A 24,702-nucleotide genomic window follows, 5' to 3' on the forward strand; every position below is an offset into this window, starting at 1 on the left:
ACAACTTCGTTGCACGCAAAGCCAGTGACAGCAGCTCAGAGCCGAGATTTCATTGCAACGACCTTGCCGCCTAACGCAACAACGCCCCTCACGCCGTTGCAATGAAATGAAGATGAACGCTATGGTGCGGACATCACGCACCACGAAGGAGGCCGCGATGCCGGGAGGCAGACTCACTCAGCAGGAGCGCCAGCAGATCGCACTGGGACTGGCCGACGGCCTCGCCTACGCGGAGATCGCCCGGCGCCTTGACCGCCCGACCTCGACGGTCACCCGCGAGGTCATGCGCAACGGCGGCCCCACGGCCTACCGCGCCGACCTGGCCCATCGCGCCACGGAACGCCGCACCCGCCGCAAACAGGCCGCACCACGGGACCCGAAGGCGCTCCCGCAGCCCGACGGACGGGACGCCGAGGCCGTACGCGAGTACGAGGAGACGTTCACGACCGTCATGATGGGGTCGGGCATGCCGAAAATGATGTCGCGCGTGATGGCCTGCCTCTGCATGACCGACTCGGGCAGCCTCACGGCCTCCGAACTGGCCCAGCGCCTCCAGGTCAGCCCGGCGTCGGTGTCCAAGGCGGTCGCGTACCTCGACAGCCAGGGCTTCGTCCGCAGGGAGGCCGACCAGGGCCGCCGCGAGCGCTACGTCGTCGACGACGACATCTGGTACCGGTCGATGCTGGCCAGCGCACAGGCCATCGCCAAGGTCGTCGACACCGCACGGCAGGGCGTCGGCATCCTCGGCCCCGGCACTCCGGCCGCCGTACGCCTCGAGAACATCGCCCGTTTCCTCGACTTCGTCGCCGAGAGCTCCGCCCGCGCCGCGGAGCAGGCACGCGACGTCCTCCATACCAAGCCCGAGACCGCTTCCGACTCCCCCACAAACCCCCGGTAGCCCCACCGCCACCTCGGCAGATAGGTTCGTTGCATGCCCGACTACCTCGACGACCTGCGTCTGGCCCACGTCCTCGCCGACGCCGCCGACGCCGCGACGATGGACCGGTTCAAGGCCCTCGACCTCAAGGTCGAGACCAAACCGGACATGACCCCGGTGAGCGAGGCGGACAAGGCCGCGGAGGAACTCATCCGCGGCCACCTCGGGCGCGCCCGCCCCAGAGACGCGATCCTCGGCGAGGAGTACGGCGTCGAGGGCACCGGCCCCCGTCGCTGGGTGATCGACCCGATCGACGGCACCAAGAACTACGTGCGCGGTGTTCCCGTCTGGGCCACGCTCATCTCGCTGATGGAGGCCGGCGAGGGCGGCTTCCAGCCCGTCGTCGGCGTCGTGTCCGCCCCCGCCCTCGGCCGTCGCTGGTGGGCCGCGAAGGGCCATGGCGCGTTCTCCGGCCGCAGCCTCACCAAGGCCTCCCGGCTGCAGGTCTCCCGCGTCTCCAAGCTCTCCGACGCCTCCTTCTCGTACTCCTCGCTGAGCGGCTGGGAGGAGCAGGGCCGCCTGGACGGCTTCCTGGACCTGACCCGCGAGGTGTGGCGCACACGGGCGTACGGCGACTTCTGGCCGTACATGATGGTCGCGGAAGGCGCCGTCGACATGTGCGCCGAGCCGGAACTGTCCCTGTGGGACATGGCCGCCACCGCCATCGTCGTCACCGAGGCGGGCGGCACCTTCACCGGCCTCGACGCGCGCCCGGGCCCCCACAGCGGCAACGCGGCCGCGTCGAACGGTCTGCTCCACGACGAGCTGCTGGGATACCTCAACCAGCGCTACTGAGCCCCCCGTTGTTACCGAGCGCCCCCTTGTTGACCCTCCCTTTACCTGCCACCCTGAGAGTCCCCCACTTGTGAATTTGTGAAATTCTGAACGAACGGCGGGGAGACTCCCAGGAGGTGGCTCCATCCATGCTCGTCCGTGACGCCATGAGCACTGTCGTCCTCACCATCGGCCCGACCCACACCCTGCGTCAGGCCGCAGCGCTGATGTCCGCGCGCAAGGTCGGGGCGGCCGTCGTCCACGACCCCGACGCCGGCATCGGCATCCTCACCGAACGCGACATCCTCAACTCCGTGGGCCTGGGCCAGGACCCGGACACGGAACGCACCCACGCCCACACCACCAACGACGTCGTGTTCGCCGCCCCGGCCTGGACCCTGGAGGAGGCGGCGGCCGCCATGGCGCACGGCGGCTTCCGGCACCTCATCGTGCTGGACGGCGGCGAACCCGCCGGCATCGTCTCGGTCCGCGACATCATCCGCTGCTGGGCACCGGCACGACAGCGGGTTCCGGCGTAACCACGCGGACGGGCCGGGCCCCCGAAGAGCCCGGCCCGTCCGCCACCGCAAGCGGTCCAGCGCTGGAGTTCAGCCGCGCAGGGCCTGGACCGCGACCTCCAGCCGCTTGCCGTAGTCTCCGTCGGCCCGACGGAAGTTGTCGATCGCCCGCTCGACGATGTCGTCGCGCGAGACCTTGGCGATGAAGCCGGCCAGGTTGGCGACCAGGCGCTCCTTCTCGCCCTCGCTCATCAGACGGTAGAGATGGCCCGCCTGCACGAAGTCGTCGTCCTCGGCGTGCACCGGAGCCGGGTGGTTGCCCGTCGCGCCGCTCACGGCCGTGGCGGACCACAGCGGACGGTCCGTCTGGAACGGGCCGCCGAAGCTGTTCGGCTCGTAGTTCTTCGCACCCGCGTGCCGGCCGTCGTAGAGGTACCCGTCCCGGGAATTGGTGCGCGCCACGGTGGCGTGCGGCCGGTTCACCGGCAGGTGGTCGGCGTTGATGCCGACCCGGTATCGGTGGGCGTCGCCGTAGGCGAAGAGGCGGCCCTGGAGCATCTTGTCCGGGGAGGGGCCGATGCCCGGCACGAAGTGGGCGGGGCTGAAGATCGACTGCTCGACCTCGGCGAAGACGTTCTCCGGGTTGCGGTTGAGCTCCAGCCTGCCGATCTCGACCACCGGGTAGTCCGCGTGCGGCCAGACCTTGGTCAGGTCGAACGGGTTGAAGCGGTAGGTCGCCGCCTCGGCCACCGGCATGATCTGCACGCCGACGGTCCAGGTCGGGTACTCGCCGCGCTCGATGGCCTGGCGGAGGTCACGCTGGTGGGAGTCGGGGTCCTCACCGGCGAGCCGGGCCGCCGCGTCGGCCGTCAGGTTCTCGATGCCCTGGTCGGTCTTGAAGTGGTACTTCACCCAGAACGCCTCGCCGGCCTCGTTGCTCCACTGGAAGGTGTGCGAGCCGAAGCCGTCCATGTGGCGGTACGAGGCGGGGATGCCGCGGTCGCCGAACAGCCAGGTCACCTGGTGCGTGGACTCGGGTGACAGGCTCCAGAAGTCCCAGACGTTGTCCGCCTCCGTGGAGCCCGTGTAGGGGTCGCGCTTCTGGGTGTGGATGAAGTCCGGGAACTTGATGGCGTCCTTGATGAAGAACACCGGGGTGTTGTTGCCGACGAGGTCGTAGTTGCCCTCCTCGGTGTAGAACTTCAGCGCGAAGCCGCGCGGGTCGCGGACCGCGTCCGCCGCCCCCAGATTGCCCGCCACCGTCGAGAAGCGCAGGAAGACCTCGGTCTGCTTGCCGATCCCGGAGAGGAAGGCGGCCCGCGTGTACGGGGTGACGTCGGCGGTCACCGTGAAGGTGCCGTACGCACCCGCGCCGCGGGCGTGGACGACACGCTCCGGGATGCGCTCACGGTTGAAGTGGGCCAGCTTCTCCAGCAGCAGCTGGTCCTGGACGAGCACCGGGCCGCCGACGCCCGCGGTCTCGCTGTTCTGGTTGTCGGCGACCGGAGCCCCGGCCTCCGTCGTAAGCGGTCCCTGCGTCACGTGCGCCTCCTGCACCATTCCTGACCAGTCCTGTCCACCGGCCAAAGCCGTTCTCGATCCTACAATAGACAATGTCTAAAGCAAGTGTGGCTCTAAACTCACACCTGTTCGGGACCTGGTCCCCTTAGCTGTTAGGCTGGTGGCCATGAGTGACCTTCTGGAACGCCTGCGCGGACGCGGATGGCGAATGACCGCGCAGCGGCGCGTCGTGGCCGAGGTCCTCGACGGCGAACACGTCCATCTGACGGCCGACGAGGTCCACGCCCGGGCCGTCGCCAAGCTGCCCGAGATCTCCCGGGCGACCGTGTACAACACGCTGGGTGAGCTCGTAACCCTCGGCGAGGTGCTGGAGGTCTCCACCGACCAGCGCGCCAAGCGGTACGACCCGAACGCCCACCAGCCACACCACCACCTGGTCTGCGCCCAGTGCGGCGCGATCCGGGACGTCCACCCGGTCGGCAACCCGCTGGCGGACCTCCCCGACACCGAGCGCTTCGGCTTCACGGTCTCGGACGTCGAGGTGACCTACCGCGGCGTCTGCCCGAACTGCGCGGCCGCCTAGCCCCCACAAACGCGCGAGAGCCCCGGCACTGATGGGTGCCGGGGCTCTCTGCTGCCATGCTGCATGACGCCGCCGCAAACACCGAGGGCCGGAACCCTTTCGGATTCCGACCCTCGGCCTTCAGTAGCGGGGACAGGATTTGAACCTGCGACCTCTGGGTTATGAGCCCAGCGAGCTACCGAGCTGCTCCACCCCGCGTCGTTGAATGCAACGTTACGTCACTGCGGAGGGCGGATGCAAATCCATTGCCCGGCTGCACCCCGGCCCCACCCACCACACCCCACACCACCTCACGCGGACAGCTCCTGCCGCAGCGCGTCCCTCAGCCGCTCCGCCCGCTCGGTGACGGACGCCGGCCCCAGCGACACCGCCCGGTCGGCCCACCGCTGGCCCTCCGCCAGTTCACCCCGACGCGCGTAGACCAGGGCCAGCCGCAACGCCGCCCGCCCATGCCCCGCGTCGGCGGCGCGCGTCCACCAGACCGCCGCCTCGGGCTCGCTCCCCTCCCGGGCCAGCAACAGCCCGAGATTGAACGCGCCGTTGCGGGACCCGGCCTCGGCCGCCTCCCGGTACCACCGAGCCGCCTCGACGACGTCGCCCCGGGCCGCCGCCAGCATGCCGACCCGCACCTGCGCCCGCCGATGCCCCTGGGAGGCCGCCCGCTCGTACCACTCCTCGCACTCGCTCCGCCGGTGCACCGGCTCCCCGAGCTCGTGAGCGGGCTCCGGCGGCCGCCGTGCGTCGAGCACGGTCGCCAGCCGGTACGCGGCCTCGGCGCTCCCGCCCCCGGCCGCACACCGCAGATGCCGCTCGGCCTCCTGCTCGTCGCCGTCCCGCAGCCTCGCCATGCCGACCTGGAGCGCCGCCTCGGTGTGCCCGGCGGCAGCGGCCCGCTCGTACCAGCGCAGCGCGGCCTGCTCCTCGCCCCGCCCGGCGTGCAGGATGCCGAGGTTGAAGGCGGCGTCCACGCTCCCGGCCTCCGCGGCCTTGGAGAACCACGGCTCCGCGCCCGTCTCGTCGCCGCCCCGCAGCAGCAGGATCGCCAGCGCGTTGGCGGCCTCCCGGTGCCCGGCGTAGGCCGCGCGCCGGTACCACTGCTCGGCCTGCGGCGTGCGCCCCTGCTCGGCGCACAGCAGGCCGAGGTTGTACGCGCCGTTCACGTCGCCCGCGTCCATCGCGGCCCGGTACCACCGCTCGGCGGTCTGGGTCTCGCCCCGCTCGGCGTGCAGCGCGCCCAGCGCGTTCGCCGCGTTGCCGTCGCCGTCCTGGGCGGCCCGCAGCCACCACACGGCGGCGTTCTCGGTGTCGCCCGCGTCGCGCAGCAGGAAGCCGAGCGCGCAGGCGGCCCGCGCCTCGCCGTCCTTGGCGGACGTCAGGTACCAGCGTCCGGCCTCCTTGAGCTCGCCGCGCCGCTCCAGGATCGTCCCGAGGTGCAGCGCGGCCCGCCGGTGACCGCGCGCGGCGGCCTGCCGGTACCACTGCTCGGCCTCCTCGGGCGCCTGGACACCGTTGTCACCGTCGGCTTCCCGCGGCGCCTTGCGGTCCAGCGTCCGCGCCAGCCGGTACGCCGCCTCCCGGTGCCCGCGCTCGGCGGCGACCCGCATCCACTGCTCGGCTGCGGCGTCCCCGCGGTGCTCCAGCAGGTCGGCGAGCGCGTACGCGCCCAGCGTGTGCCCCTGCTCGGCGGACTGGCGCAGCCAGTACTCGGCGGCGGGCTCGTCACCGCGCTCGCGGTGGTGCCGGCCGAGGGCGTGCGCGGCCGCCGTGGATCCGGCGACGGCGGCGATCCGCCACCATCCGGCGGCCTCGTCGGCGTACCCCCGCTGGTGAAGGAGGACTCCCAGGTTGTTGGCCGCCGCCCGGTCGCCCGCGGCGGTGGCGGCACGCAGATGAGGCTCGGCACCGTCGAGATCGCCACGGCGCAGCAGCATGGCCCCGAGGACACTCATCGCTTCGACGTCGCCGGCCTCGGCGGCCAGCCGCTGACGCAGCTCCTCGGCCGCCTCGTCGGCGATCTCCCCGGTCTCGTCCGGGGTCTCGGTGTCCTCCCGGCTGGAAGGCTGCACAAAACGCCCTGTCTCGAACAGAGTTGCCTTGTCCCCCATAACGTCCATCGTCGCACCACCTGCAACCTGGGTACACCTGGTATACCGCAGCCAGTGAGGTCACTTCAGCGTTTTGTCGACATGCCCACAGAGAGACAAGTCAAACACAGATCGGCCAACTCCCCCCGGCGGCGCGGCCACAACCTGCGCCAGCACATGCGTTCACACATCACGAAGGCCCGGATTCCTGTGTGGAATCCGGGCCTTCGATGTCGCTCTGTCACTCGGACATTGCGATTTCAGTAGCGGGGACAGGATTTGAACCTGCGACCTCTGGGTTATGAGCCCAGCGAGCTACCGAGCTGCTCCACCCCGCGCCGTTGTGTTCACAACCGTATCACGGCGCGGGGTGGGCATTTGACCAGGCCAGGGCCCTAGCTGCTCGGCTTCGGGCTGGGGCTGCCGCTCGGCTTGTCGCCGGGCTTGCTCTCGCCGCCCCCGGCGCCGCCCTTGCGGCTCGCCTCGGACTGCGCGTCCTCGGCCCGCCGCAGGGCGTCCTCGAGGTCGTTCTGCGCCTTGCCGTACGCCTCCCAGTCGTTCTTCTTCAGGGCCTCCTGGCCCGCGTCGAACGCCTTCTGGGCGTCCTCCAGAGCCTGTTGGACCGTCGGGTTGTCGGACGTCGGCGGGGGTGTCGTCGTATCGCCCTCGTCCGGTGGCTCGGTGGTCGGGCCGTCCGCTCCGAAGACCTTGTTGAGGGCCTCGTCGAGGGTGTTCTCGAAGGCGGTCTGACCTCCGTAGGTGACCAGCACCTTGCGCAACAGCGGGTACTTCAGTCCGCCACCGCGTACGTAGACCGGCTCCACGTACAGCAGTCCGCCGTCGAGCGGCACCGTCAGCAGGTTGCCGTACTCGACCTCGGAGTCGCCGCCTCTCAGGAGCCTGATGGACTCGGCGATGTCCTCTTGCGAGTTGAACTGGCTCTGGACCTGCTTGGGTCCGTTGACCGTGGTGTTCGTCGGCAGTTTCAGGATTCTGATCTTGCCGTAGTCACTGGTGCCCGCCTCGGCGTCGACCGCCATGAAAGCACTGAGGTTGTCCCGGCCGTTGGGCGTGAGGGTCGTCGTCAGCGAGAAGGCCTGCGCCTTCTGGTCGGGCATCTTCATGCTCAGGTAGTACGGCGGCACCGCACTGCCCGACCGGTTCGTCGGGTCGTCCGGCACCTGCCACACCTCGCTGCCGCTGAGGAACGTCGTGGCGTCCTTCACGTGGTAGCGGGTGAGCAGCTCCCGCTGGACCTTGAACAGGTCCTGCGGGTAGCGCAGGTGGTCCATCAGGTCCTTGGAGATGCCGCTCTTGGGCTCCACCGTGTTCGGGAAGGCCTTCATCCAGGTCTTCAGGACCGGGTCCTTGGTGTCCCACTGGTAGAGCTTGACCTCGCCGGTGTACGCGTCGACGGTCGCCTTCACCGAGTTGCGGATGTAGTTGACCTGGTTCTGCTGGGCCACCACCGCGCGGTTGTCGTTGGTGGCGGTCAGCGAGTCAGCCGTCGTGTCACCGAGGGTCGTACGCGAGGAGTACGGGTATCCGTTGGTCGTCGTGTACGCGTCGACGATCCACTGGATCCGGTGGTTCACCACCGCCGGGTAGGCGTCGCCGTCGATGGTCAGCCAGGGCGCGACCGCCTCGACGCGCTCCTTGGGCGTGCGGTTGTACAGGATCCGCGAACCGTCGCCGATGGCACCGGAGTACAGGATCTGCGGCTCGCCGAACGCCACCGCGTACGCGGCCCGGTTGACCGGGTTGGAGAGGTTGACCCCGCTGTCGCCCTTGTAGCTGGTGGTCTTCTCGCCGTTGTCGTCGGAGTAGTCGATCTCCTTCTGGGGACCGCCGACGATCGAGTACGTGGTGGTCTTCTCGCCGTAGTAGACCCGCTGCTCGTACGTGCCGAGGTCGCCCTCGGACGGGAGGTCGGACTCCGTGAAGTTCGGCCGGCCCTGGGCGTCGGCGCTGGTGCCCTCGGCGGCGACCACTCCGTATCCGTGGGTGTAGCGGAAGTGGTTGTTGATCCAGTTCTTCTTCGGGATGCCCGCGAGGTTCAGCTCACGCAGACCGATGACCGTGTCCTGGTCCTTGCCGTCCTTGGCGTAGCGGTCCACGTCCAGGTTGTCCGGGAACGCGTAGTAGTTCCTGATCTGCTGGAGCTGCTGGAACGTCGGCGAGACGATGTTCGGGTCCATGATCCGGATGCTCGCCGTGGAGGGGACGTCGTCGCGCAGGGTCGACTTGTCCTCGGTCTTGCTCGTGCCCGAGTAGTCGGTGACCTTCGTGCCGTCGATGCCGTACGCCTGGCGCGTGGCCTCGAGGTTCTTCTCGACGTACGGCGCTTCCTTGGCCTGCTCGTTCGGCTGGACCTGGAACTTCTGCACGATGGCCGGGTAGAGGCCGCCGATGAGGATCGCGGAGAGCACCATCAGACCGAAGCCGATCACGGGCAGCTGCCAGGTGCGCCGCCAGATGGTGGCGAAGAACAGCAGCGCGCAGATGACGGCGATGCAGAACAGGATGGTCTTCGCCGGCAGGTAGGCGTTGGCATCGACGTACCGCAGGCCCGTCCAGTTGTCGGTCGCCCTGAAGTCGCTGGACTTCACCGCGAGTCCGTAGCGGTCGAGCCAGTACGCGACCGCCTTGAGGGCCACGAAGATGCCGATGAGCACCGACAGGTGCCCGGTGGCCGCGGCCGTGGCGCGGGCGCCGGGGCTGGTGACGCGCAGGCCGCCGTACAGGTAGTGCGTGAGCGCGGCGGCGATCACGGACAGGATCGCGGCGGCGAAGCCGAAGCCGAGCAGGAACCGGTACCAGGGCAGGTCGAAGGCGTAGAAGGAGACGTCCAGCTTGAACTGGGGGTCCTTCTGACCGAAGGGCACGCCGTTGACCCACATCAGCCATGTGCGCCACTGGCCGGAGGCGGAGGCTCCGGCGATCAGACCCACCAGGGCGGTGATCCCGAACAGCAGCCACTTCTTGTAGGGCGCGATGCCCATCCGGTAGCGGTCGAGGTTCTGCTGCTCCATCGACATGGCGCTCAGCGGCGGCCGCAGCCGGTGCGCCAGCCAGATGTTGAAGCCGACGGCGAGGGCCATGAGCACGCCGAAGACGAAGAAGAGCCCGATCTTGGTCCACAGGGTGGTGGTGAAGACCGAGGAGTAGTTCACCGAGCGGTACCAGAGCCAGTCCGTCCAAAACCCCGCGAACATGGTGAACGCCATGCCGAGAACGGCCAGGACGCCCAGCGTCATGAGCAGGGTCCGGACACGCCGGGACGGGCGGCCCACTCTGATCCGCGGCCCCGAAGGGCCTCCGCCGCGGTCCGGCATCTGGAAAGCCAAGGTGCGCACCTCGAAGTTCGCTGTTGATTCGTCAGGCCCGCGTCTTCACGGACCGTGCGTGGCCCCCGTGATCGTGGGCCCCCACCTATGCAACTTACTCACCGTTTACTCGGTTCCCGATTCCGGTCAGGAACGAGAGAGGATTGTGACCATGTCCAACACTCCCATGGCTGCGAACCCGCTCACCCGGGCCGTTCTCGAGATCGACGAGTACGTCTCCGGCCTCGGCTGGGACCAGCCAGCCCGCCTTTTCGCCCTCGTCGACACCGCACGGCTGCGGGCCGAACAGCCCTCGCTCGCGGACCGGCTCGGCCTGGGGGACGAGCCGGAGAATTCCGGCCTCACCCCGATCGAGCAGGATGAAGTTCCAACGGGCAAGCCGCTCGACGAGTTCCTCGCCACCATCGCCTGGCCCGACGCGGTGGTCGGCTGCTCCCTCGCCGTGGAGCGCCTGATGCTGCCGCCGTCCGCGGAGGCCCAGGTTCCGAAGGGTCTGAGCGAGGCCGCGCTCACGAAGTGGGTGGCGGATCACCCGGACCGCCAGGAGGTCCGCATGACGGTCGCGGTCCTGCGCGACGGCACGCGCGAGTCGGCCCTGCGGCTGCGCGAGAAGGACTCCCCCACCGAGGTCCTGACCGGCTCCGACCTGGTCCCGGGCCTGGCGGAGGCGCTGGCGGCGACGTTCGAGGAGTAGTCCCTGACGGCGGAGGGGTCCGGCCTTCCGGACCCCTGGCTCCTTGGTCCTCCGGCCCTCTGACGCCTTGGTGCCTTGGTCCTGGCCTACTTACCGCACTTCGGCAGATCCGCGGTGTCGCCGCTGCGGATGTCCTTGAGAGCGCCGAGGGCGTCCTTGATGGTGCCCACCTTGATCAGGGTGAGGCCGTCGGGGGTGTCCTTGGCGGCGGCCGCGCAGTTGTCGGCGGGCGTCAGGAAGTACTGCGCGCCCTTGGCCCGCGCGCCCACGGTCTTCATCTCGATGCCGCCGATCGGCCCGACCTTGCCGGCGTCGTCGATCGTGCCGGTGCCGGCCACGAACCTGCCGCCGGTCAGGCTGCCCGGGGTGAGCTTGTCGTAGATGCCGAGCGCGAACATCAGCCCGGCGCTCGGTCCGCCGACGTCGGCGAGCTTGATGTCGATGGTGAACGGGAACGTGTGGTCGGTTCCCGCGGAGATCCCCACGATGGCCCGCTTCTCACCGGCGTCGTCCGACGTCGTGGTGGTCATCGTGATGTCCTGCGTCTTGGTCGGCGTCCGCTTCTCCTTCTCCGCGGCGGCCTGCTCCTTGGCCGGCACGATCGTGAAGCGGACCTCCTGGCCCGGCTTGTGCTTCGTGACGAGCTTCGCGACGTCGGCCGGCTCCTTCACCGCCGTACCGTCGACGGCCTTGATCACGTCCCCCGCGTGCAGCTTGCCCTCCGCGGGGGACCCCTTGACGACCGTCGAGACGATCACCCAGGACTTCACCGGAACGTCCAGCTGCTTCAGGGCGGCGACCTTGGCGCTCTCCTGGGACTGGCTGAACTCCTCGGCGTTCTCCTGGGTGGACTGCTCCTCGGTCTTGCCGTCCGGGTAGAGCGTCTCGTGCGGCACGACCTTGTTGTCGTGCGCGAGCCAGCCGTAGACGGCCTCGACCAGGTTCATCCGGTAGTCGGCGCTCGTGACCCGGACCGTGGTCATGTTCAGGTGGCCACTGGTCGCGTACGTCTTCTTGTCCGCGATCTGCAGCACCGGCTCACCATCGTGATCGCCCAGCGTGTTCACCGTCGGCCCCGGGGACATCTCCGCGTAAGGCACGGGGATGAACACTCCCGCGCACAGGAGCGCGATCAGCATCAGGGTGGAGGCGAGCATCGTCGCGGTGCGGCGTGGCATGACACGACACTACGGGACGGTCCTGTCAGCGCACCGTCAGGGCCGCCCGTCCGGGGCGACCCTGAGCTCCATCACGCTTGTGACCTGCTGTTTCCTGGCCCGTCAGGCACCAGGCCGGGGCTTCTCCATGGCCTCCCGGAAGCGGGCGTAGCCGGTGAGCTCCGGGCCGTCGTTACGGACCTTGCGGGTCCGGTTGGCCCAACTGCCCCAGAGCCCCGCGCCGATGGCAGCCACAAGCGGAATCAGCAACCAGGCGAGAGCCGCCATGCCGACCTCCAACCCCATTGAGCGTCCGCAACTGACTGATCAGCAGATTAACCATCCGCAGTGACAACGCTCACGCCGGGGGTGCGGTTACGCAACCGGAAGGCGGCCCCCGAGATCAGCAGGCGCCGACCCACTCCTCGGTGCCGTCGGAGAACTTCTGGTGCTTCCAGATCGGCACCTCGTGCTTGAGGTCGTCGATCAGCTTCCGGCAGGCCTCGAAGGCCTCTCCGCGATGCGGGCAGGAGACGGCCACGACCACGGCGAGATCCCCGACCCGGAGGTCCCCCACGCGATGCACGGCCGCCAGGGCCCGCACCGGGAACTCCGCGACGACCTTCTCGGCGATCCGCCGCATCTCGGCCTCGGCGCTGGGGTGGCACGAATACCCCAGCTCGTCGACGTCGGCACCCCCGTCGTGGTTGCGCACGGTTCCCACGAAGAGCGCGGTGCCGCCGGCGGCGTCATCCCCGACCGCCCGGAACACCTCGTCCAGGGAGAGGGCCGAGTCCCGGATCCCGATCAGCTTGATCGGGTCCTGCGCGGCCTGCTCACCGGGGTGATCGTTCGTGGTTGCCATGGGTCCATCGTGCCGCACGCGACCGACAGCGCGGAATAGAGTCATCGACCGGCACGCGCGCGTACCCGTTTGGAGTCTCCTACAGGGGCCTCCTTCTTCGGCCCCTGCATGGGTGTCCTCAGATCCGCCGTCGGGCCTTCCGCGCCCGCCGCACCACCGCCGCCGCGCCCAGCAGCGCCACCGTCGCACCCGCGGCACCCGCGGCCGTGGCGTCCTTGCGGCCCAGCCGCCGTCCGGCGACCGTGTGCCGGCCGGACACCTCCTCCAGGAGTTCCGCCAGCACCTCCTCGTTGGTGTACTGCGGCCGCCACCCGGCGTCGTGCAGCCGGCTGCCGCTCACCACCCAGGGGTACATCGTGTACGCCAGGTCCCCGGCCGGGGACGGCGTGAGCCCGATCCGGTGCAGGCGGGCCGCCGCCCCCAGAGCCACCGCCGACGGCAGCTCCATGCGCCGGATCCCGCTGAGCTCCTCGACCTCCTCCTGCTCCAGCCAGCCGTCGCACCCGACGGTCAGTTCCCCGTCGACCTTCTCCAGGACCGCGTACTCCAGCGCGCTGCACAGGTCCTCGACGTGGCAGAACTGCCACGCGGGCCGCGACCCGGCGACGACGAGCAGCCGGGGAGACTCGAAGTACCTGGTCAGCGCGGTGTCCGTGCCTCCGCCCACCAGTACGGCGGGCCGCACCACGGTGACGTTGAGCCCCGGGTGCGCCCGGGGCGCCCGGCGCGCCAGCCGTTCGATCTCCAGCAGGTCGCCGACGCCGGTCGCCTCGGCCGTGGCGCGCAGCTCGGCGTCCTCGGACAGCGGCAGCTCGTTGTCGGGCAGCGCCCCGTAGACCATCGCCGAGGTGCACAGCACGACCCGGTGCACTCCGGCCGCCGCGGCAGCCGTCAGGACGGTCTGCGTCCCCCGTACGTTGTAGGCCGTTCGGGCGGCCGCGTCGGTCTCGAGATCGAGATCCAGCGCCAGGTGCACCACCACGTCGGCCCCGCGCAGCTTGTCCGCGATGGCCGGATCCCGTACGTCCAGGATGTGCCACTGGGCCGCCGCGCACTCGCCGCGCCGCTCGTCGATGGCGAGGACCTGCTTGACCTCGTCGGATGCGGCGAGCCGCTCCGTGAGCAGGGCTCCTACGCCGTACGCGGCGCCGGTCACCGCGACGACGGGTCCGCGCGCCGCGGGACTCGCGGAACTGGTTGACTGGTTTCGCGCTGCGCGAACCTGCGGATCTGGGGAACTCACCGGGCGTCTCCAGCGGTTGTCTTCAGTACGAGCGCGTCCGACGCGTGCGTACCAGGTGGCATCCATCCTGCCGCAGGCCGTCAGTCGGCGAAGCACCGAGGCCCGATCCGCCCCAGGTGTCTACGCTGGGTGGTGTTGTCGGGCAGCCGTGCCGCCGGAAAGAACCGGCGGCCCTACCAGCCGAGGAATCCCGTGAGTGACACCCCATTCGGATTCGGCCTTCCGCCGGAGGAGCCGGACGACGGCGACGAGGGCAAGAAGAAGGACCAGGAGAGCGGTGGTGGTCAGGGACCGGCCAACCCGTTCGGATTTGGCGGCCTGCCCGGAGCCGGAGGCTTCGGCTCAGGCCCCGGTGGCCCCGGCGGCCCCGGTGCGGACAATCCGTTCGCAGCCATGTTCGGGTCGCTGAACCCCACCGACCTGGGCGCCGCGTTCCAGCAGCTGGGCCAGATGCTCTCCTACGAGGGCGGCCCGGTGAACTGGGACATGGCCAAGCAGATCGCCCGCCAGACGGTCTCCCAGGGCAGTCCTGACGGCACCAAGGACGCCAGCATCGGTCCCGCCGACCGCAAGGGCGTCGAGGAAGCCGTCCGCCTGGCCGACCTGTGGCTCGACGATGCCACGTCGCTGCCCTCCGGCGCCGCCTCCGCGGTGGCCTGGAGCCGCGCGGAGTGGGTCGAGGCGACCCTGCCCGCCTGGAAGGAGCTCGTCGACCCGGTCGCCGAGCGCGTCGGCACCGCCATGGGCGACGTCCTGCCGGAAGAGATGCAGGCCATGGCCGGCCCGCTGATCGGCATGATGCGCTCGATGGGCGGCGCCATGTTCGGCACGCAGATCGGGCAGGCCGTCGGCGTGCTCGCCGGTGAGGTCGTCGGCTCGTCCGACATCGGCCTTCCGCTCGGCCCGGCCGGCAAGGCCGCGCTGCTGCCGGTGAACATCGAGACGTTCGGCAAGGACCTGAGCGTTCCCCAGGAGGAGGTGCGGCTGTATCTCGCCCTGCGCGAGGCCGCCCACCAGCGCCTCTTCGCGCACGTGCCGTGGCTGCGCTCGCATCTGTTCGGCGCGGTCGACGGCTACGCCCGCGGGATCAAGGTCGACACGGCCAAGCTGGAGGACGTGGTCGGCCAGTTCGACCCGCAGAACCCGGAGCAGCTGCAGGAAGCCCTCCAGCAGGGCATGTTCCAGCCGGAGGACACGCCCGAGCAGAAGGCCGCCCTGGCGCGTCTGGAGACGGCCCTGGCGCTCGTGGAGGGCTGGGTGGACGCGGTGGTCCACGCCGCGGCGAAACCCCGCCTGGCATCCGCCGACGCCCTGCGCGAGACGCTGCGCCGCCGCCGCGCCTCGGGCGGTCCTGCCGAGCAGACGTTCGCCACGCTGATCGGCCTGGAGCTGCGCCCGCGCCGTCTGCGGGACGCCTCCCGTCTGTGGGCCTCGCTCACGGACGCGCGCGGTGTCGACGGCCGGGACGCCCTGTGGCACCACCCGGACATGCTGCCGACGGCGACCGACCTGGACGACCCGGACGGCTTCGTGCACCGCGAGCAGATCGACTTCTCCGAGCTGGACAAGATGCTCGGCGAGGCGGCGGACAAGCCCGACCTGAAGAAGAAGGACGAGGGCGGGGCCGAGGACGAGAGCAAGGGCGACGACGCCGGGTGAGCCTGCACGACGACGCGGTCCTCGTACTGAAGGGGTACGAGGACCAGACCGAGCTGCGCCAGGCCTATCTGGACCACCTGACGGAGCACCCGGACGGCCTGTGGAAGGCCTGCCACGCGGGTCACATCACGGCGAGCGCCCTGGTGATCGACCCCGAGGGCGGCCGGGTGCTGCTGACCCTGCACAGGAAGCTGCGGATGTGGCTGCAGATGGGCGGCCACTGCGAGCCCGGCGACGCCTCCCTGGCGGACGCGGCCCTGCGTGAGGCGACGGAGGAGTCCGGCGTCCCGGGCCTCTCCCTGCTGCCCGGCGGCCCGGTGCGCCTGGACCGGCATCCGATCCCGCCGCCGTGCCACTGCCACTTCGACGTCCAGTACGCGGTCGTGGCGCCCCCGGACGCCGCGCACGCGATCAGTGACGAATCGCTCGACGTGCGCTGGTTCGGGTACGACGAGGTGGCCGAGGTGGCGGACGAGTCGGTCGTGCAGCTGCTGGCGGCGACCCGCGCGAGGCTCGGGGCCTGAACATCGGTAAGGGGCGACCGCTCTTGCGGCCGCCCCTTACATGGTGATCCTTACAGGGGGTTGCGCCCCCGTCAGGGGCGCGGGGAACTGCGCGATCGAGCACGGACGGCCCGCGGGCTGAGGCGAGACCGCACAGCCCCCGACCTGAATCGGCCGAACCCCGCGGAGCGCTCGCTCAGCTCCAGACGTTGCCCTGGTTCTGCCCCCGCGCTCCCTGCTGGCCCATGCCGTACTGCGCGGCGAGGCCCGAGCCGATCTGGGCGCCCTGCGGCGGCAGCAGTTCGCTCGGCTGGACGAGCGCGAAGCCGGTGCCCATGAAGCTCAGCTCCCAGCCCTCGCCGGTGCTGCCCCGGCGCCGCCACACCCCGGAGGAGTGCGTCTGCGCCTGCATCTGCACCCGCAGGCTCGTCGACCAGGCGACGATCGCGTCGGCGTCGCAGTTGACGTACTTGTCGGGCGTCACCTGCAGCGCCAGCGGCATGCCGGAGGTCATCAGGGCGACCTTGCCCCGGCCGGTGATGTTGAGCTGGTACTTCCCGGAGCCGGAGATGCCGTACAGGCTGTCCACGGCGATGACCTCGTGGTGCAGGGAGGAGTCCATCGCCAGCACGTAGCTGCTGTCGACGGTGAGGCCGTCCTGGTCCACCTCCATGACGTGGACGTGCTGCTTGAGGTTGGCGAGGTAGACCGTGCCCTGCCCGTGGCAGCGCATCAGGTCCAGGCCCTCTCCGGTCTGCGCACGCGCGCATGACTGCTGGTTGCTCTGGAACTCGGCGTCGAACTCGACGAGACCCTGGTAGGCGACCATCGTGCCCTTGCGGGCCAGGATGTCGTCGTGGCCCTCCAGGGCGACGCGCAGCATCTGCTTGTTCTGCAGGCTCCAGCGTTCCTGGGTCTGCTGCTCGTTGTAGGCGAAAATCGGGCTCTGCATGGCGTGTGGCTCCCCCTCAGCCCCGGACCCGGAGGCGGTCGGTGCTGTCCTCGCTGGGCTGGACGACGACGATGCCCTGACCGGAGAAGGCCATCTGGTAGGCCTCGCCGCTGCCGCGGCCGATCAGCGACTGGGCCCGGAAACTGCGCTTGCCCTTCACCTTGAGGTTCGGGGACCAGGCGACGAGCGCGTCGGGGTCGACGTAGGTCTCGTCCTCGCCGCCTCCGCAGTCGACGACGATGGGCTTGCCCCGGGAGGTCAGCGCGACCCAGCCCTGCCCGGAGATCTTGGTGTTCCACAGTCCCTGCCCGGCGAACTTCGCCAGGCCCTTGACCCGCTCCACGCCCCACGTGAGGTGGGCGTCGAAGGCGAGCAGGTTGGTGGCGTTGACGGAGATGCCGTCGCCGTTGAGGTTGATCACGACGACGTTCGCCCCATAGTCGGCGAGGTAGAGCAGGCCGTCGCCGGAGCACTTCATCAGGGGCGCGCCCTCGCCGGTCATCCAGTCCTTGGCGATCTGGCGCACGGCCGGCGGGTTCGGCTCGTACTGGACGAACCCTTCATAGGCGACCATCGACCCCACGCGCGCGAGGAGGTCGTTTCCGGTCTGCATGGCGACCTTCAGCATGTGGTTGCCGTGGTTCTCCATGCGGGCGGTGACGGGTGCTGGGGCGTGGCCCGCGAGCTGCTGTGTCATGACGGGCTCCCTCAGACCTCGTACGGCTGGACGACGATGAAGTTGCCGGGCGCTCCCCGGAACTGGAGGTTCACGCTCTCCCCCGTGTCACCGGGGTAGGCGTTGCGGCGCATCCGCACCTGGCTGGACACGACGACCTGGGCGGCGGCCGACCAGGCGACCACGGCGTTGCAGTCGGCGAACGTGGTCGGCGTGACGGGCAGCACCACGGGAGTGCCGTGCGTCTTCACGACGATGGTGCCGGTGCCCTGGAACTGCATGGTGAACAGTGCGCCGCCGGGGATGCCGTGGCCCTCGATGCGGCGGACCTCGTAGGTGAGGCTCTCGTCGAACGCGAGGACGTTCTCGGCGGAGACGCAGACGGCGTCACCCTGCAGCTCGAGGGGGTGCAGCATGGTCGAGTTCTCGGCGAGGAACACCTGTCCCTGGCCCGTGCAGCGCATCAGCTGCATCTCCTGGCCGGTCGCGTTGCCCACGATCCGGCCGGCGAACCCGGCGCCCTTGTAGCTGAAGTCGACCTTGCCCTGGTAGAGCACCATGCTGCCCTGCCGGGCCAGCACCGGCTGTCCGCCGATGCCGAGGTCGACGCGGACGAGCTTCTTGTTCTGCTGCGTCCAGCGCTGCCCCGTGGGGGTCTCCTTGAACTGCTGGAGCGCTCCGGACACACCGGGGCCCTGGGGAGCACCTTGGGGGGCACCCTGTGGGACGCCCTGCGGGGCTCCGTAGGGGGCCTGCCCGAACGGCGGCTGCTGTCCGTATCCGGGGGGCGGGGTGGGCTGGCCGTAGCCGGGCGGCGGGGCCGGGGCTTGGGGCGCATGAGGCTCATGAGGCGCATGAGGTGCCTGGGGCTGGCCGTAGCCAGGAGGCGGCGGCGCGGTCTGACCGGGGACCTGGCCGTACTGCGGCGGCTGCTGGCCCGGCTGACCGTACGGCGCGGGCGCCGGGGCCGGAGGCGGCACCTGCGAGCCACCCGGCGGAGTGTGCAAGGGCGCGACGATGGTCGGGGCGGCGTGCACCTGGGGCGCGGGCGCCGGGGCGGGAGGCGGGGTGGAGCCGGGCGGGGGCGCGAAGCCCTGGGCGGCCGGCTGGGGCGCGGGCGCCGGAGGCGCCGCCGGGGCGGGTTCCGGAGTGCCGGGAACGCCGAACGCGGGCGGGGCGAAGCCCGGGGCTGCGCCCGCCTGCGGCTGCTGCGGGGCGGGCGCGGGCGTCTCCTCCTCGGCCACCTCACCGCCGAAGTTCTTCAGCAGCGCGTCCAGACCACCGTCGAAGCCCTGGCCGACGGCGGCGAACCGCCAGACGTCCTTCAGGTAGAAGTCGCCCAGCATCACGGCCCGTTCGGTGGAGAACTCCGAGCCGCTGAAGGAGTAGCGCGCCACCTCCTCGCCGCCCGCGACGATGCGGATGTAGCCGGGGGCGATCTGAGACATCTGGCCGGCGCCGTCGATCGTCGCCGTGAAGGACAGCTTCTGGATCTGCGAGGGGATCCGGTCGAGCGTCACGCGGAAGGACTCCGTGTCGCCCGCCTGGGCGCCCAGGAGCTGAATGGACTCCTCGGGGGACTTCGGCTGGTTGAAGAAGACGAAGTACCGGTCGTCCGAGAGCCGTTCATCGGCGTCGAGGCCGAAGCAGCTGATGTCGAAACTCAGTCCGGGGCCGGCGATCTGTACACCTACGTACAGATCCGTGCCCGCGGTGAGGTCACTGATCCTGGCCTTGTGGCCGCGTTGGAATTCCCTGGCCATGCGTAACGACCGTCCCCCATCCAGAACGTGATTGCGTCGCGCCAGGCTAACGGCAAACTCGGACACCGGACGAGGTCGGTACAGAGCCGGTACAGAACGGCCGCTCGGCCGTATCGGCTGTTCGCTCGCGGAAAGCGGCCGGTCACCCCGCGGGGCTCTCCCCCCGCGCGCCGGGCACGTGGGGCAACCGCTCGGCGGCGACCACGCCTTCGAGGTACCCCCGGGCCCGCTCGGTGCGCGGATAGGCCGTGAGGAGTTCCCAGAAGCGTGGTCCGTGTCCGGGGACGAGCAGATGGGCGAGTTCGTGGAGGAGGACGTAGTCGACGACGTACTCGGGCATGCCCTGGAGGCGGTGCGAGAGGCGGATGCTGCCCTCGGCGGGGGTGCAGGATCCCCAGCGCGTGTTCTGGTTGGTCACCCAGCGCACCGACGCGGGCCGGGCCCGTCCGCCGAAGTACTGCTCCGACAGGCGCCGGGCCCGCTCGGCCAGCTCGGCGTCGCCGAGGGCCCGCTTGCTCTCCTGGGCGGCCAGCTTGTCGAGCATGACGTTCACCCAGCGCTGCTCCTCCGCCTCGGACATGCGGGCGGGGATGAGCACCACGGTGCGATCGCCCTCGCGGTACGCGGAGACCGTTCTGCGTCGGCGGGCGCTCCTGCGAACCTCGATCGCGCTCGCCCCCGAGCCGCTCGGCGGCTGGCTCGTCGTGCTGCGGTGTGGCGTTCCGGCGCGGTGCAGTGGGTCGGCAGGCACGCCCCGACGTTACCCGCTGCACACGGGGAAGTCCCGACTCCGGGACGGTTCGGTGCCGCCGCCCCCACCGGCCGCCGGATTTGTACGACGAATGCCCGCGCCTGTGGACAACTTTCGACGCTCGGCGGCGGGGTTGGGCATGCTGGATCCCGTCGGCGAAGCGATGGCGGGTCGGTCCGGGACCAGGGGCCGTTCCGCCCTCGGGTTCGGCCTGTGCCGGGCGCGCCCGTGCCCGGGTCGGGCTTGGGCAGGGCTCTGACTTGCGACCGGCCTCGGCGTGACCTGCCCGGGCCTGCACCCTCGCTCCGCCGACATACGGGGACGATCTATGGCATACGGGGGCCTGTCATGCATCCGATGGTGAAACCCGCGCTCAGGCGCGGCTGGCGCGACCTCAACACCGTGCAGTTCGGGATGACACCGGCGCATGCGATGACTCTCGGCCCGATGGACCTGGCGACGGGCAGCTTCCTCGACCTGCTGAACGGCACGCGAGGGCTGGAGCTCCTGCGCGAGGAGGGACGCCGCATGGACCTGCCCGACGGTCATGTCGACGGGCTGGTGCGGGGGCTCGCCCGGGCCGGACTGCTGGACGACGCCCGGGGCGGCGGGCCGGCGGCCGACGCCCTGCGGAAGAAGAAGGAGGTCCTCGACCGGCTGCGCCCCGACCTGGCCTCCCTGTCCCTCACGACCTCGGCCCCCGGGGACGCCATCGGGCAGCTGGCGGCCCGGCGCTCGCAGCGCGTGCAGGTGCGGGGCGCGGGCCGGGTGGGTGCCGTGCTGGCCTCGCTCCTCGCCGGGGCCGGCGTGGCCGAGGTGGACGTGCTCGACGGTGGCCGTGTGGAGCCGTGGGACGTCGCGCCGGGCGGGCTTCCCGCGGAGTCCGTCGGCGACCGCAGGGACGAGTCGGCCCGCCGTGCCGTGCGCCGGGCGGCCCCGGACCGGCCGCGGCGCCGCGCGACGGCCCAGACATCCCCAGGGGCGGGAGACCCGGGATTCTCGCTGGTGATCATCGCCCCGCGGGACGATGTCGCCGTGCACGCGCCGGACCCCGCCGCCGCCGAGCCGCTGATGGCTTCCGGGACACCCCATCTGTACGCCGGTGTCGTGGAGGGCACCGGCGTGGTCGGCCCTCTCGTGCTGCCCGGGGAGACGAGCTGCGCGGGGTGTCTGCAGGAGGGCCGCACCGACCGGGACCCGGCCTGGCCGCGCTTGGTCGCCCAGTGGCGCTCCGGCAGACAGCGGCAGGTCAGGCCCTGCGATCTGACGCTGGCCACGACCGTGGCCGGCCTGGCGGCCGCCCACGCACTCGCCTTCCTGGACGGCAAAGTCCCCTCCAGTGCCGGGTCACGCTGGGAGGTCTCCGTCCCCGGTCTCCGCTGGCATGCACGGTCGATCCGGGCGCATCCGGAATGCCCGTGCGCGGCGGCGGAGAGAGGAAAAGGGGAGCACCTCTCGGAGGACGGGGAGTCGCACGAGACAATGGCGGTGCAACGGCCGTCGGAGCAGTGCCGTGAGGCAGAGGCGGAGCGGCCGGCTGGGACTTGGAGGGCGCATGTCTGATCTTCCCCGGAAGGCGGTTACCCGGACCGCCAAGCTCGCCGCGCTCCCGCTCGGCATCGCCGGGCGGGCGACCTGGGGATTCGGAAAGCGGATCGTCGGTGAATCCGCCGAGCTTGTCGGCCGCGAACTCCAACAGCGCACGGCTGAGCAGCTGTTCAAGGTGCTCGGCGAGCTCAAGGGCGGGGCGATGAAGTTCGGCCAGGCCCTGTCCGTCTTCGAGTCCGCGCTCCCCGAGGAGGTGGCCGGCCCCTACCGGGCCGCGCTGACCAAGCTCCAGGAGGCCGCGCCGCCCATGCCGACCCGTACCGTGCACGCGGTGCTGGCGGAGCGGCTCGGCGAGGGCTGGCACGAGCTGTTCCTGGAGTTCGAGGACAAGCCCGCAGCGGCGGCCTCGATCGGCCAGGTCCACAGGGGGGTGTGGCACGACGGCCGCGAGGTCGCGGTCAAGGTGCAGTACCCGGGCGCCGGTGAAGCGCTGCTGTCGGATCTGAACCAGCTGAGCCGCTTCTCGCGGCTGCTCGGTCCGCTGATCCCCGGCATGGACATCAAGCCGCTGATCGCGGAGCTGAAGGACCGCGTCTCGGAGGAGCTGGACTACGGTCTGGAGGCCCAGGCCCAGCAGGCCCACGCGGAGGAGTTCACGGACGACCCGGACGTGGTCGTGCCGCAGGTGGTCCACCAGTCCGACCAGGTCCTGGTCACCGAGTGGATCGACGGCATCCCGCTGTCGGAGATCATCTCGGACGGCACCCAGGAGCAGCGCGACCGTGCCGGTCAGCTCTTGGCCCGCTTCCTTTTCTCCGGCCCCGCCCGCACGGGGCTGCTGCACGCCGACCCCCACCCGGGCAACTTCAGGCTCCTGCCCGGCGGCCCGGAGGGCGAGGACGACTGGCGCCTCGGCGTCCTGGACTTCGGCACGGTCGACCGGCTCCCCGGCGGCCTGCCCGCCACCATCGGCGAGTCCCTGCGGATGACCCTCGACGGGGAGGCCGAGGCGGTCTACGAGCTGCTGCGCGTGGAAGGGTTCGTCAAGGAGACGATAGAGCTGGACCCGGACGCCGTCATGGACTACCTGCTGCCGATCATCGAGCCGGCCCAGGTCGAGGAGTTCACCTTCACCCGGGGCTGGATGCGCAGCCAGGCGGCCCGGGTCGCCGACCCCCGCTCCCCCGCCTACCAGCTCGGCAAGCAGCTCAACCTGCCCCCGTCCTATCTGCTGATCCACCGGGTGACGCTGAGCACGATCGGGGTGCTGTGCCAGCTCGGGGCGACAGTGCGGCTGCGCGAGGAGCTCGAGGAGTGGCTGCCGGGGTTCGTCCCGGAGGACCCGGCGGACGGGGAGGAAGCGGTGGCGGAGGCGTGAGTCCGGACCGGGGGCGTCACCACCAGTCCGAGTCCAGGCGCCCCTCGATGGACCTGAGGTTCTCCCGGGAGCAGGTCTCGCAGTAGTGGCGGCGCGCGCCGTCCTCCACGGAGTAGGTCCAGGTGAGCGGCGGACCGTCGGTCAGGACGTCGGCCGCGGCGCCGCAGCGGGCACAGACAAAGCGCCGCGGCTGCGCGGCGGAGCCGTTGTCACTGCCTCCTGAGGGACTCGTCACCTGGCGACGATAACTCCGCACCGGGCGACACGGTGGAATAACGCCCCCGGGGCACCACCCCGGCGGGAAGGCCACGACGCCTCGGGCTCGACGGACGCCGCGCCCCCCGTACAACGCACCACGGGGGCCCGTCCGTTCGGTACGGACGGGCCCCCGTGGTGAGAGTTCGGCGGAGGCAGCCCGGGCTCATGGGCCGGGCTGTCCCCACGTCAGGTGCGGCGGGTTACTGCATGACCGCCATGGCGAGCGCCCGGCGGGCACGCAGCGAAGCGCGCTCCGCCCTGCGCTGCATCCGGCGGGCGGCCATCAGGCGCACGGCCTGTCGATCCCGCTCCGCCTCCTGCAGTCGCTCACGCATATGCGCGCGAGCCATGGCTTCTGGGATGAGTTGCATCTCTCGGGTCCTGTTCTGACGCGAGTCCTTCGCGCCGCTGATGGTGAAGTCTTGGTTCGCGGAGCCTGCGGGCTCGTAAGTGGACGGCTTCATCGGGGCCTGCTTCTGGGGGTCGTGCGTGAGGGGGCGGTCGATCGTTCCTGCGGTGTTCATGCCGTGACCGGGTTCTTGCGCGGGCGACCACGCGGCCGCTTCCGGGCGACGACGACACCCTGGACGAACAGCTCGCCACCCCAGACGCCCCAGGGCTCACGCCGCTCCTTGGCGCCGGCGAGGCAGGCCTCGACCAGCGGGCAGGTACGGCAGAGGGACTTGGCGTACTCGACGTCCGCTGGCGACTCGGCGAAGAAGACCTCCGGGTCGTAGGACCGGCACGGGACGGGTACGCCGAGGTTCTCGATGGCGTCGTCGAGCGCGGTGAGCGCGGTGAGCGGGGTCAAGGTGGGGTCCTCCGTGGAGCCGGGCTTGGGGATCGTGTCGGAAGGCGGTACGGACGGGGCGTGCGCTTCGAGTTGCACGGTTCGTCTTCCTCGTCTGTTCGTTCCGGCCTGTTGGCCGGGGGGTGGTGGTACCGGGTTCTTTTCTTGTCCCGAGGCTCCCTCGGTCCGTCATCCCTGGTCAGGGACAAACAGAAGGGCCGCGGATCCCGGATGGGGTTCCGCGGCCCTGAAGGCGCCGGCCTGATCTGCGATCAGGCTGGATCACTCCAGGGTTCTGGCCCACGGAAGGCCCACATCTGGTGGTGCTGCGTCGTCTGCTTCCGGAATCCGGCACCGGTTGCCGTAAAGGCATAGGCCTGCGCCTGTGCCTCTACTGCCGCTTCCAGTGCCTTGGTCGGTCGCTCATTGCGCTCGCGGACGGGAAGGCCCGCGGGAGCAGCGGAGGAGGACGCCGGACGGACGGCACGAATGCCGGACAGACCGGTGCCCAGGTTCGAAACGCCGAGCATGCACGCGGAGACGGCCGAGCGATCGGTCATTTTCACGATGCTGACGGAGCTGGTGTTGATGCTGATCACTGGACTCGCCTCCTCTCGGCGTCTCGGGGGACTGGACGAACCAGTCCTGCGGATATGCAAGTACAACACGGAATCAGGGCCTCCGAGAAGGCCGCTGTTCTC

General features: G+C 70.5%; 24 protein-coding genes and 2 tRNA genes. 9 read left to right on the plus strand and 17 right to left on the minus strand.

Annotated features, from left to right (window positions below):
- Positions 1-157 precede the first annotated feature (157 nt).
- From IE153_RS24645 to IE153_RS24655, 3 genes are all read left to right on the plus strand, one after another.
- Entirely contained in the window at positions 158-898 is a 741-nt protein-coding gene (locus IE153_RS24645) for a GbsR/MarR family transcriptional regulator (RefSeq protein ID WP_189592016.1), read from the plus strand.
- 33 nt (positions 899-931) lie between these two features.
- Positions 932-1,732 carry a histidinol-phosphatase gene (gene hisN, locus IE153_RS24650; protein WP_031110445.1) on the plus strand — a complete coding sequence of 267 codons (801 nt, stop codon included), beginning with the start codon at positions 932-934 and terminating at the stop codon, positions 1,730-1,732.
- A gap of 128 nt (positions 1,733-1,860) precedes the next feature.
- Entirely contained in the window at positions 1,861-2,250 is a 390-nt protein-coding gene (locus tag IE153_RS24655) for a CBS domain-containing protein (protein ID WP_189592017.1), read from the plus strand.
- Between the two features lie 69 nt (positions 2,251-2,319).
- Here IE153_RS24655 and IE153_RS24660 read toward each other — a convergent pair whose 3' ends face one another.
- Positions 2,320-3,771, minus strand: coding sequence for a catalase (locus tag IE153_RS24660; protein ID WP_189592018.1), 1,452 nt, complete (start codon positions 3,769-3,771; stop codon positions 2,320-2,322).
- A 145-nt stretch (positions 3,772-3,916) separates the two neighbouring features.
- Between IE153_RS24660 and IE153_RS24665 the strand changes: the two genes are divergently transcribed.
- Positions 3,917-4,333, plus strand: a complete 417-nt coding sequence (locus IE153_RS24665) for a Fur family transcriptional regulator (protein WP_031110441.1) — start codon at positions 3,917-3,919, stop codon at positions 4,331-4,333.
- A gap of 124 nt (positions 4,334-4,457) precedes the next feature.
- On the opposite strand, the gene IE153_RS24670 is transcribed toward IE153_RS24665, so the two are convergent.
- The 4 genes from IE153_RS24670 to IE153_RS24685 form a co-directional block, all read right to left on the minus strand.
- Positions 4,458-4,531, minus strand: a tRNA-Met gene (locus IE153_RS24670).
- Between the two features lie 92 nt (positions 4,532-4,623).
- Positions 4,624-6,447, minus strand: coding sequence for a tetratricopeptide repeat protein (locus IE153_RS24675; RefSeq protein WP_189592019.1), 1,824 nt, complete (start codon positions 6,445-6,447; stop codon positions 4,624-4,626).
- A gap of 234 nt (positions 6,448-6,681) precedes the next feature.
- Positions 6,682-6,755, minus strand: a tRNA-Met gene (locus tag IE153_RS24680).
- A gap of 57 nt (positions 6,756-6,812) precedes the next feature.
- A complete protein-coding gene (locus IE153_RS24685) occupies positions 6,813-9,752 on the minus strand; it encodes a UPF0182 family membrane protein (protein ID WP_189592187.1) in 2,940 nt (979 codons plus the stop codon).
- Between the two features lie 163 nt (positions 9,753-9,915).
- Here IE153_RS24685 and IE153_RS24690 point away from each other — a divergent pair, with 163 nt between their 5' ends.
- On the plus strand, positions 9,916-10,458 hold the full coding sequence (locus tag IE153_RS24690) for a PPA1309 family protein (protein ID WP_189592020.1): 543 nt from the start codon (positions 9,916-9,918) through the stop codon (positions 10,456-10,458).
- An 86-nt stretch (positions 10,459-10,544) separates the two neighbouring features.
- On the opposite strand, the gene IE153_RS24695 is transcribed toward IE153_RS24690, so the two are convergent.
- From IE153_RS24695 to IE153_RS24710, 4 genes are all read right to left on the minus strand, one after another.
- On the minus strand, positions 10,545-11,636 hold the full coding sequence (locus tag IE153_RS24695; RefSeq protein ID WP_189592021.1) for a YlbL family protein: 1,092 nt from the start codon (positions 11,634-11,636) through the stop codon (positions 10,545-10,547).
- Positions 11,637-11,738: 102 nt separating this feature from the next.
- Positions 11,739-11,921 (minus strand): hypothetical protein, encoded by a 183-nt coding sequence (locus IE153_RS24700; RefSeq protein WP_189592198.1) that lies wholly within the window; start codon positions 11,919-11,921, stop codon positions 11,739-11,741.
- A gap of 97 nt (positions 11,922-12,018) precedes the next feature.
- Positions 12,019-12,480 carry a molybdenum cofactor biosynthesis protein MoaE gene (locus IE153_RS24705; protein WP_189592022.1) on the minus strand — a complete coding sequence of 154 codons (462 nt, stop codon included), beginning with the start codon at positions 12,478-12,480 and terminating at the stop codon, positions 12,019-12,021.
- A 118-nt stretch (positions 12,481-12,598) separates the two neighbouring features.
- Positions 12,599-13,723, minus strand: coding sequence for an SDR family oxidoreductase (locus IE153_RS24710; RefSeq protein ID WP_189592023.1), 1,125 nt, complete (start codon positions 13,721-13,723; stop codon positions 12,599-12,601).
- A 192-nt stretch (positions 13,724-13,915) separates the two neighbouring features.
- On the opposite strand from IE153_RS24710, the gene IE153_RS24715 reads away from it, so the two are divergent.
- Both IE153_RS24715 and IE153_RS24720 read left to right on the plus strand, forming a co-directional pair.
- A complete protein-coding gene (locus tag IE153_RS24715; protein ID WP_189592024.1) occupies positions 13,916-15,382 on the plus strand; it encodes a zinc-dependent metalloprotease in 1,467 nt (488 codons plus the stop codon).
- Entirely contained in the window at positions 15,379-15,906 is a 528-nt protein-coding gene (locus IE153_RS24720) for an NUDIX hydrolase (protein ID WP_189592025.1), read from the plus strand. Before IE153_RS24715 ends, IE153_RS24720 begins: the two co-directional genes overlap by 4 nt.
- A 175-nt stretch (positions 15,907-16,081) precedes the next feature.
- Here IE153_RS24720 and IE153_RS24725 read toward each other — a convergent pair whose 3' ends face one another.
- The 4 genes from IE153_RS24725 to IE153_RS24740 all read right to left on the minus strand — a co-directional run bounded on the left by IE153_RS24725 (position 16,082) and on the right by IE153_RS24740 (position 20,027).
- Entirely contained in the window at positions 16,082-16,837 is a 756-nt protein-coding gene (locus tag IE153_RS24725; RefSeq protein ID WP_189592026.1) for an AIM24 family protein, read from the minus strand.
- Between the two features lie 16 nt (positions 16,838-16,853).
- A complete protein-coding gene (locus IE153_RS24730) occupies positions 16,854-17,534 on the minus strand; it encodes an AIM24 family protein (protein ID WP_031112077.1) in 681 nt (226 codons plus the stop codon).
- 11 nt (positions 17,535-17,545) lie between these two features.
- On the minus strand, positions 17,546-19,276 hold the full coding sequence (locus IE153_RS24735) for a TerD family protein (RefSeq protein ID WP_189592027.1): 1,731 nt from the start codon (positions 19,274-19,276) through the stop codon (positions 17,546-17,548).
- 142 nt (positions 19,277-19,418) lie between these two features.
- On the minus strand, positions 19,419-20,027 hold the full coding sequence (locus IE153_RS24740; RefSeq protein WP_189592028.1) for a M48 metallopeptidase family protein: 609 nt from the start codon (positions 20,025-20,027) through the stop codon (positions 19,419-19,421).
- A 348-nt stretch (positions 20,028-20,375) separates the two neighbouring features.
- Here IE153_RS24740 and IE153_RS24745 point away from each other — a divergent pair, with 348 nt between their 5' ends.
- Together IE153_RS24745 and IE153_RS24750 are read left to right on the plus strand one after the other, a co-directional pair.
- The gene (locus IE153_RS24745; protein WP_189592029.1) at positions 20,376-21,590 is read left to right on the plus strand and encodes a ThiF family adenylyltransferase; all 1,215 of its coding nucleotides are present in this window, start codon (positions 20,376-20,378) and stop codon (positions 21,588-21,590) included.
- Positions 21,583-22,953: an ABC1 kinase family protein gene (locus IE153_RS24750; protein WP_189592030.1), complete on the plus strand. Its 1,371-nt coding sequence runs from the start codon at positions 21,583-21,585 to the stop codon at positions 22,951-22,953. Before IE153_RS24745 ends, IE153_RS24750 begins: the two co-directional genes overlap by 8 nt.
- 16 nt (positions 22,954-22,969) lie before the next feature.
- Here the strand turns inward: IE153_RS24750 and IE153_RS24755 are convergent, their stop codons facing one another.
- The 4 genes from IE153_RS24755 to IE153_RS24770 all read right to left on the minus strand — a co-directional run bounded on the left by IE153_RS24755 (position 22,970) and on the right by IE153_RS24770 (position 24,600).
- A complete protein-coding gene (locus tag IE153_RS24755) occupies positions 22,970-23,188 on the minus strand; it encodes a hypothetical protein (RefSeq protein WP_189592031.1) in 219 nt (72 codons plus the stop codon).
- Positions 23,189-23,411: 223 nt separating this feature from the next.
- Complete coding sequence (locus tag IE153_RS24760; protein WP_031108233.1) at positions 23,412-23,735, minus strand: putative WhiB-interacting protein; 324 nt, start codon at positions 23,733-23,735, stop codon at positions 23,412-23,414.
- Positions 23,732-24,100: a WhiB family transcriptional regulator gene (locus IE153_RS24765; protein WP_004983671.1), complete on the minus strand. Its 369-nt coding sequence runs from the start codon at positions 24,098-24,100 to the stop codon at positions 23,732-23,734. The genes IE153_RS24760 and IE153_RS24765 overlap by 4 nt, the downstream gene beginning before the upstream one ends.
- A 173-nt stretch (positions 24,101-24,273) precedes the next feature.
- Positions 24,274-24,600 carry a hypothetical protein gene (locus tag IE153_RS24770; protein ID WP_189592032.1) on the minus strand — a complete coding sequence of 109 codons (327 nt, stop codon included), beginning with the start codon at positions 24,598-24,600 and terminating at the stop codon, positions 24,274-24,276.
- Between the last annotated feature and the right edge of the window lie 102 nt (positions 24,601-24,702).

The sequence above is a fragment of the Streptomyces massasporeus genome, from assembly GCF_014648995.1.
Taxonomy (GTDB): domain Bacteria; phylum Actinomycetota; class Actinomycetes; order Streptomycetales; family Streptomycetaceae; genus Streptomyces; species Streptomyces massasporeus.

What these genes read in the sequence shown, in the direction of transcription:
- IE153_RS24760 (WP_031108233.1), bottom strand. Translation starts at nt 23,735, where the DNA reads ATGAACACCGCAGGAACGATCGACCGCCCCCTCACGCACGACCCCCAG.
- IE153_RS24750 (WP_189592030.1), top strand. Translation starts at nt 21,583, where the DNA reads ATGTCTGATCTTCCCCGGAAGGCGGTTACCCGGACCGCCAAGCTCGCC.
- IE153_RS24700 (WP_189592198.1), bottom strand. Translation starts at nt 11,921, where the DNA reads ATGGGGTTGGAGGTCGGCATGGCGGCTCTCGCCTGGTTGCTGATTCCG.
- IE153_RS24745 (WP_189592029.1), top strand. Translation starts at nt 20,376, where the DNA reads ATGCATCCGATGGTGAAACCCGCGCTCAGGCGCGGCTGGCGCGACCTC.
- hisN (WP_031110445.1), top strand. Translation starts at nt 932, where the DNA reads ATGCCCGACTACCTCGACGACCTGCGTCTGGCCCACGTCCTCGCCGAC.
- IE153_RS24645 (WP_189592016.1), top strand. Translation starts at nt 158, where the DNA reads ATGCCGGGAGGCAGACTCACTCAGCAGGAGCGCCAGCAGATCGCACTG.
- IE153_RS24695 (WP_189592021.1), bottom strand. Translation starts at nt 11,636, where the DNA reads ATGCCACGCCGCACCGCGACGATGCTCGCCTCCACCCTGATGCTGATC.
- IE153_RS24685 (WP_189592187.1), bottom strand. Translation starts at nt 9,752, where the DNA reads ATGCCGGACCGCGGCGGAGGCCCTTCGGGGCCGCGGATCAGAGTGGGC.
- IE153_RS24675 (WP_189592019.1), bottom strand. Translation starts at nt 6,447, where the DNA reads ATGGACGTTATGGGGGACAAGGCAACTCTGTTCGAGACAGGGCGTTTT.
- IE153_RS24655 (WP_189592017.1), top strand. Translation starts at nt 1,861, where the DNA reads ATGCTCGTCCGTGACGCCATGAGCACTGTCGTCCTCACCATCGGCCCG.
- IE153_RS24730 (WP_031112077.1), bottom strand. Translation starts at nt 17,534, where the DNA reads ATGACACAGCAGCTCGCGGGCCACGCCCCAGCACCCGTCACCGCCCGC.
- IE153_RS24735 (WP_189592027.1), bottom strand. Translation starts at nt 19,276, where the DNA reads ATGGCCAGGGAATTCCAACGCGGCCACAAGGCCAGGATCAGTGACCTC.
- IE153_RS24665 (WP_031110441.1), top strand. Translation starts at nt 3,917, where the DNA reads ATGAGTGACCTTCTGGAACGCCTGCGCGGACGCGGATGGCGAATGACC.
- IE153_RS24690 (WP_189592020.1), top strand. Translation starts at nt 9,916, where the DNA reads ATGTCCAACACTCCCATGGCTGCGAACCCGCTCACCCGGGCCGTTCTC.
- IE153_RS24725 (WP_189592026.1), bottom strand. Translation starts at nt 16,837, where the DNA reads ATGCAGAGCCCGATTTTCGCCTACAACGAGCAGCAGACCCAGGAACGC.
- IE153_RS24705 (WP_189592022.1), bottom strand. Translation starts at nt 12,480, where the DNA reads ATGGCAACCACGAACGATCACCCCGGTGAGCAGGCCGCGCAGGACCCG.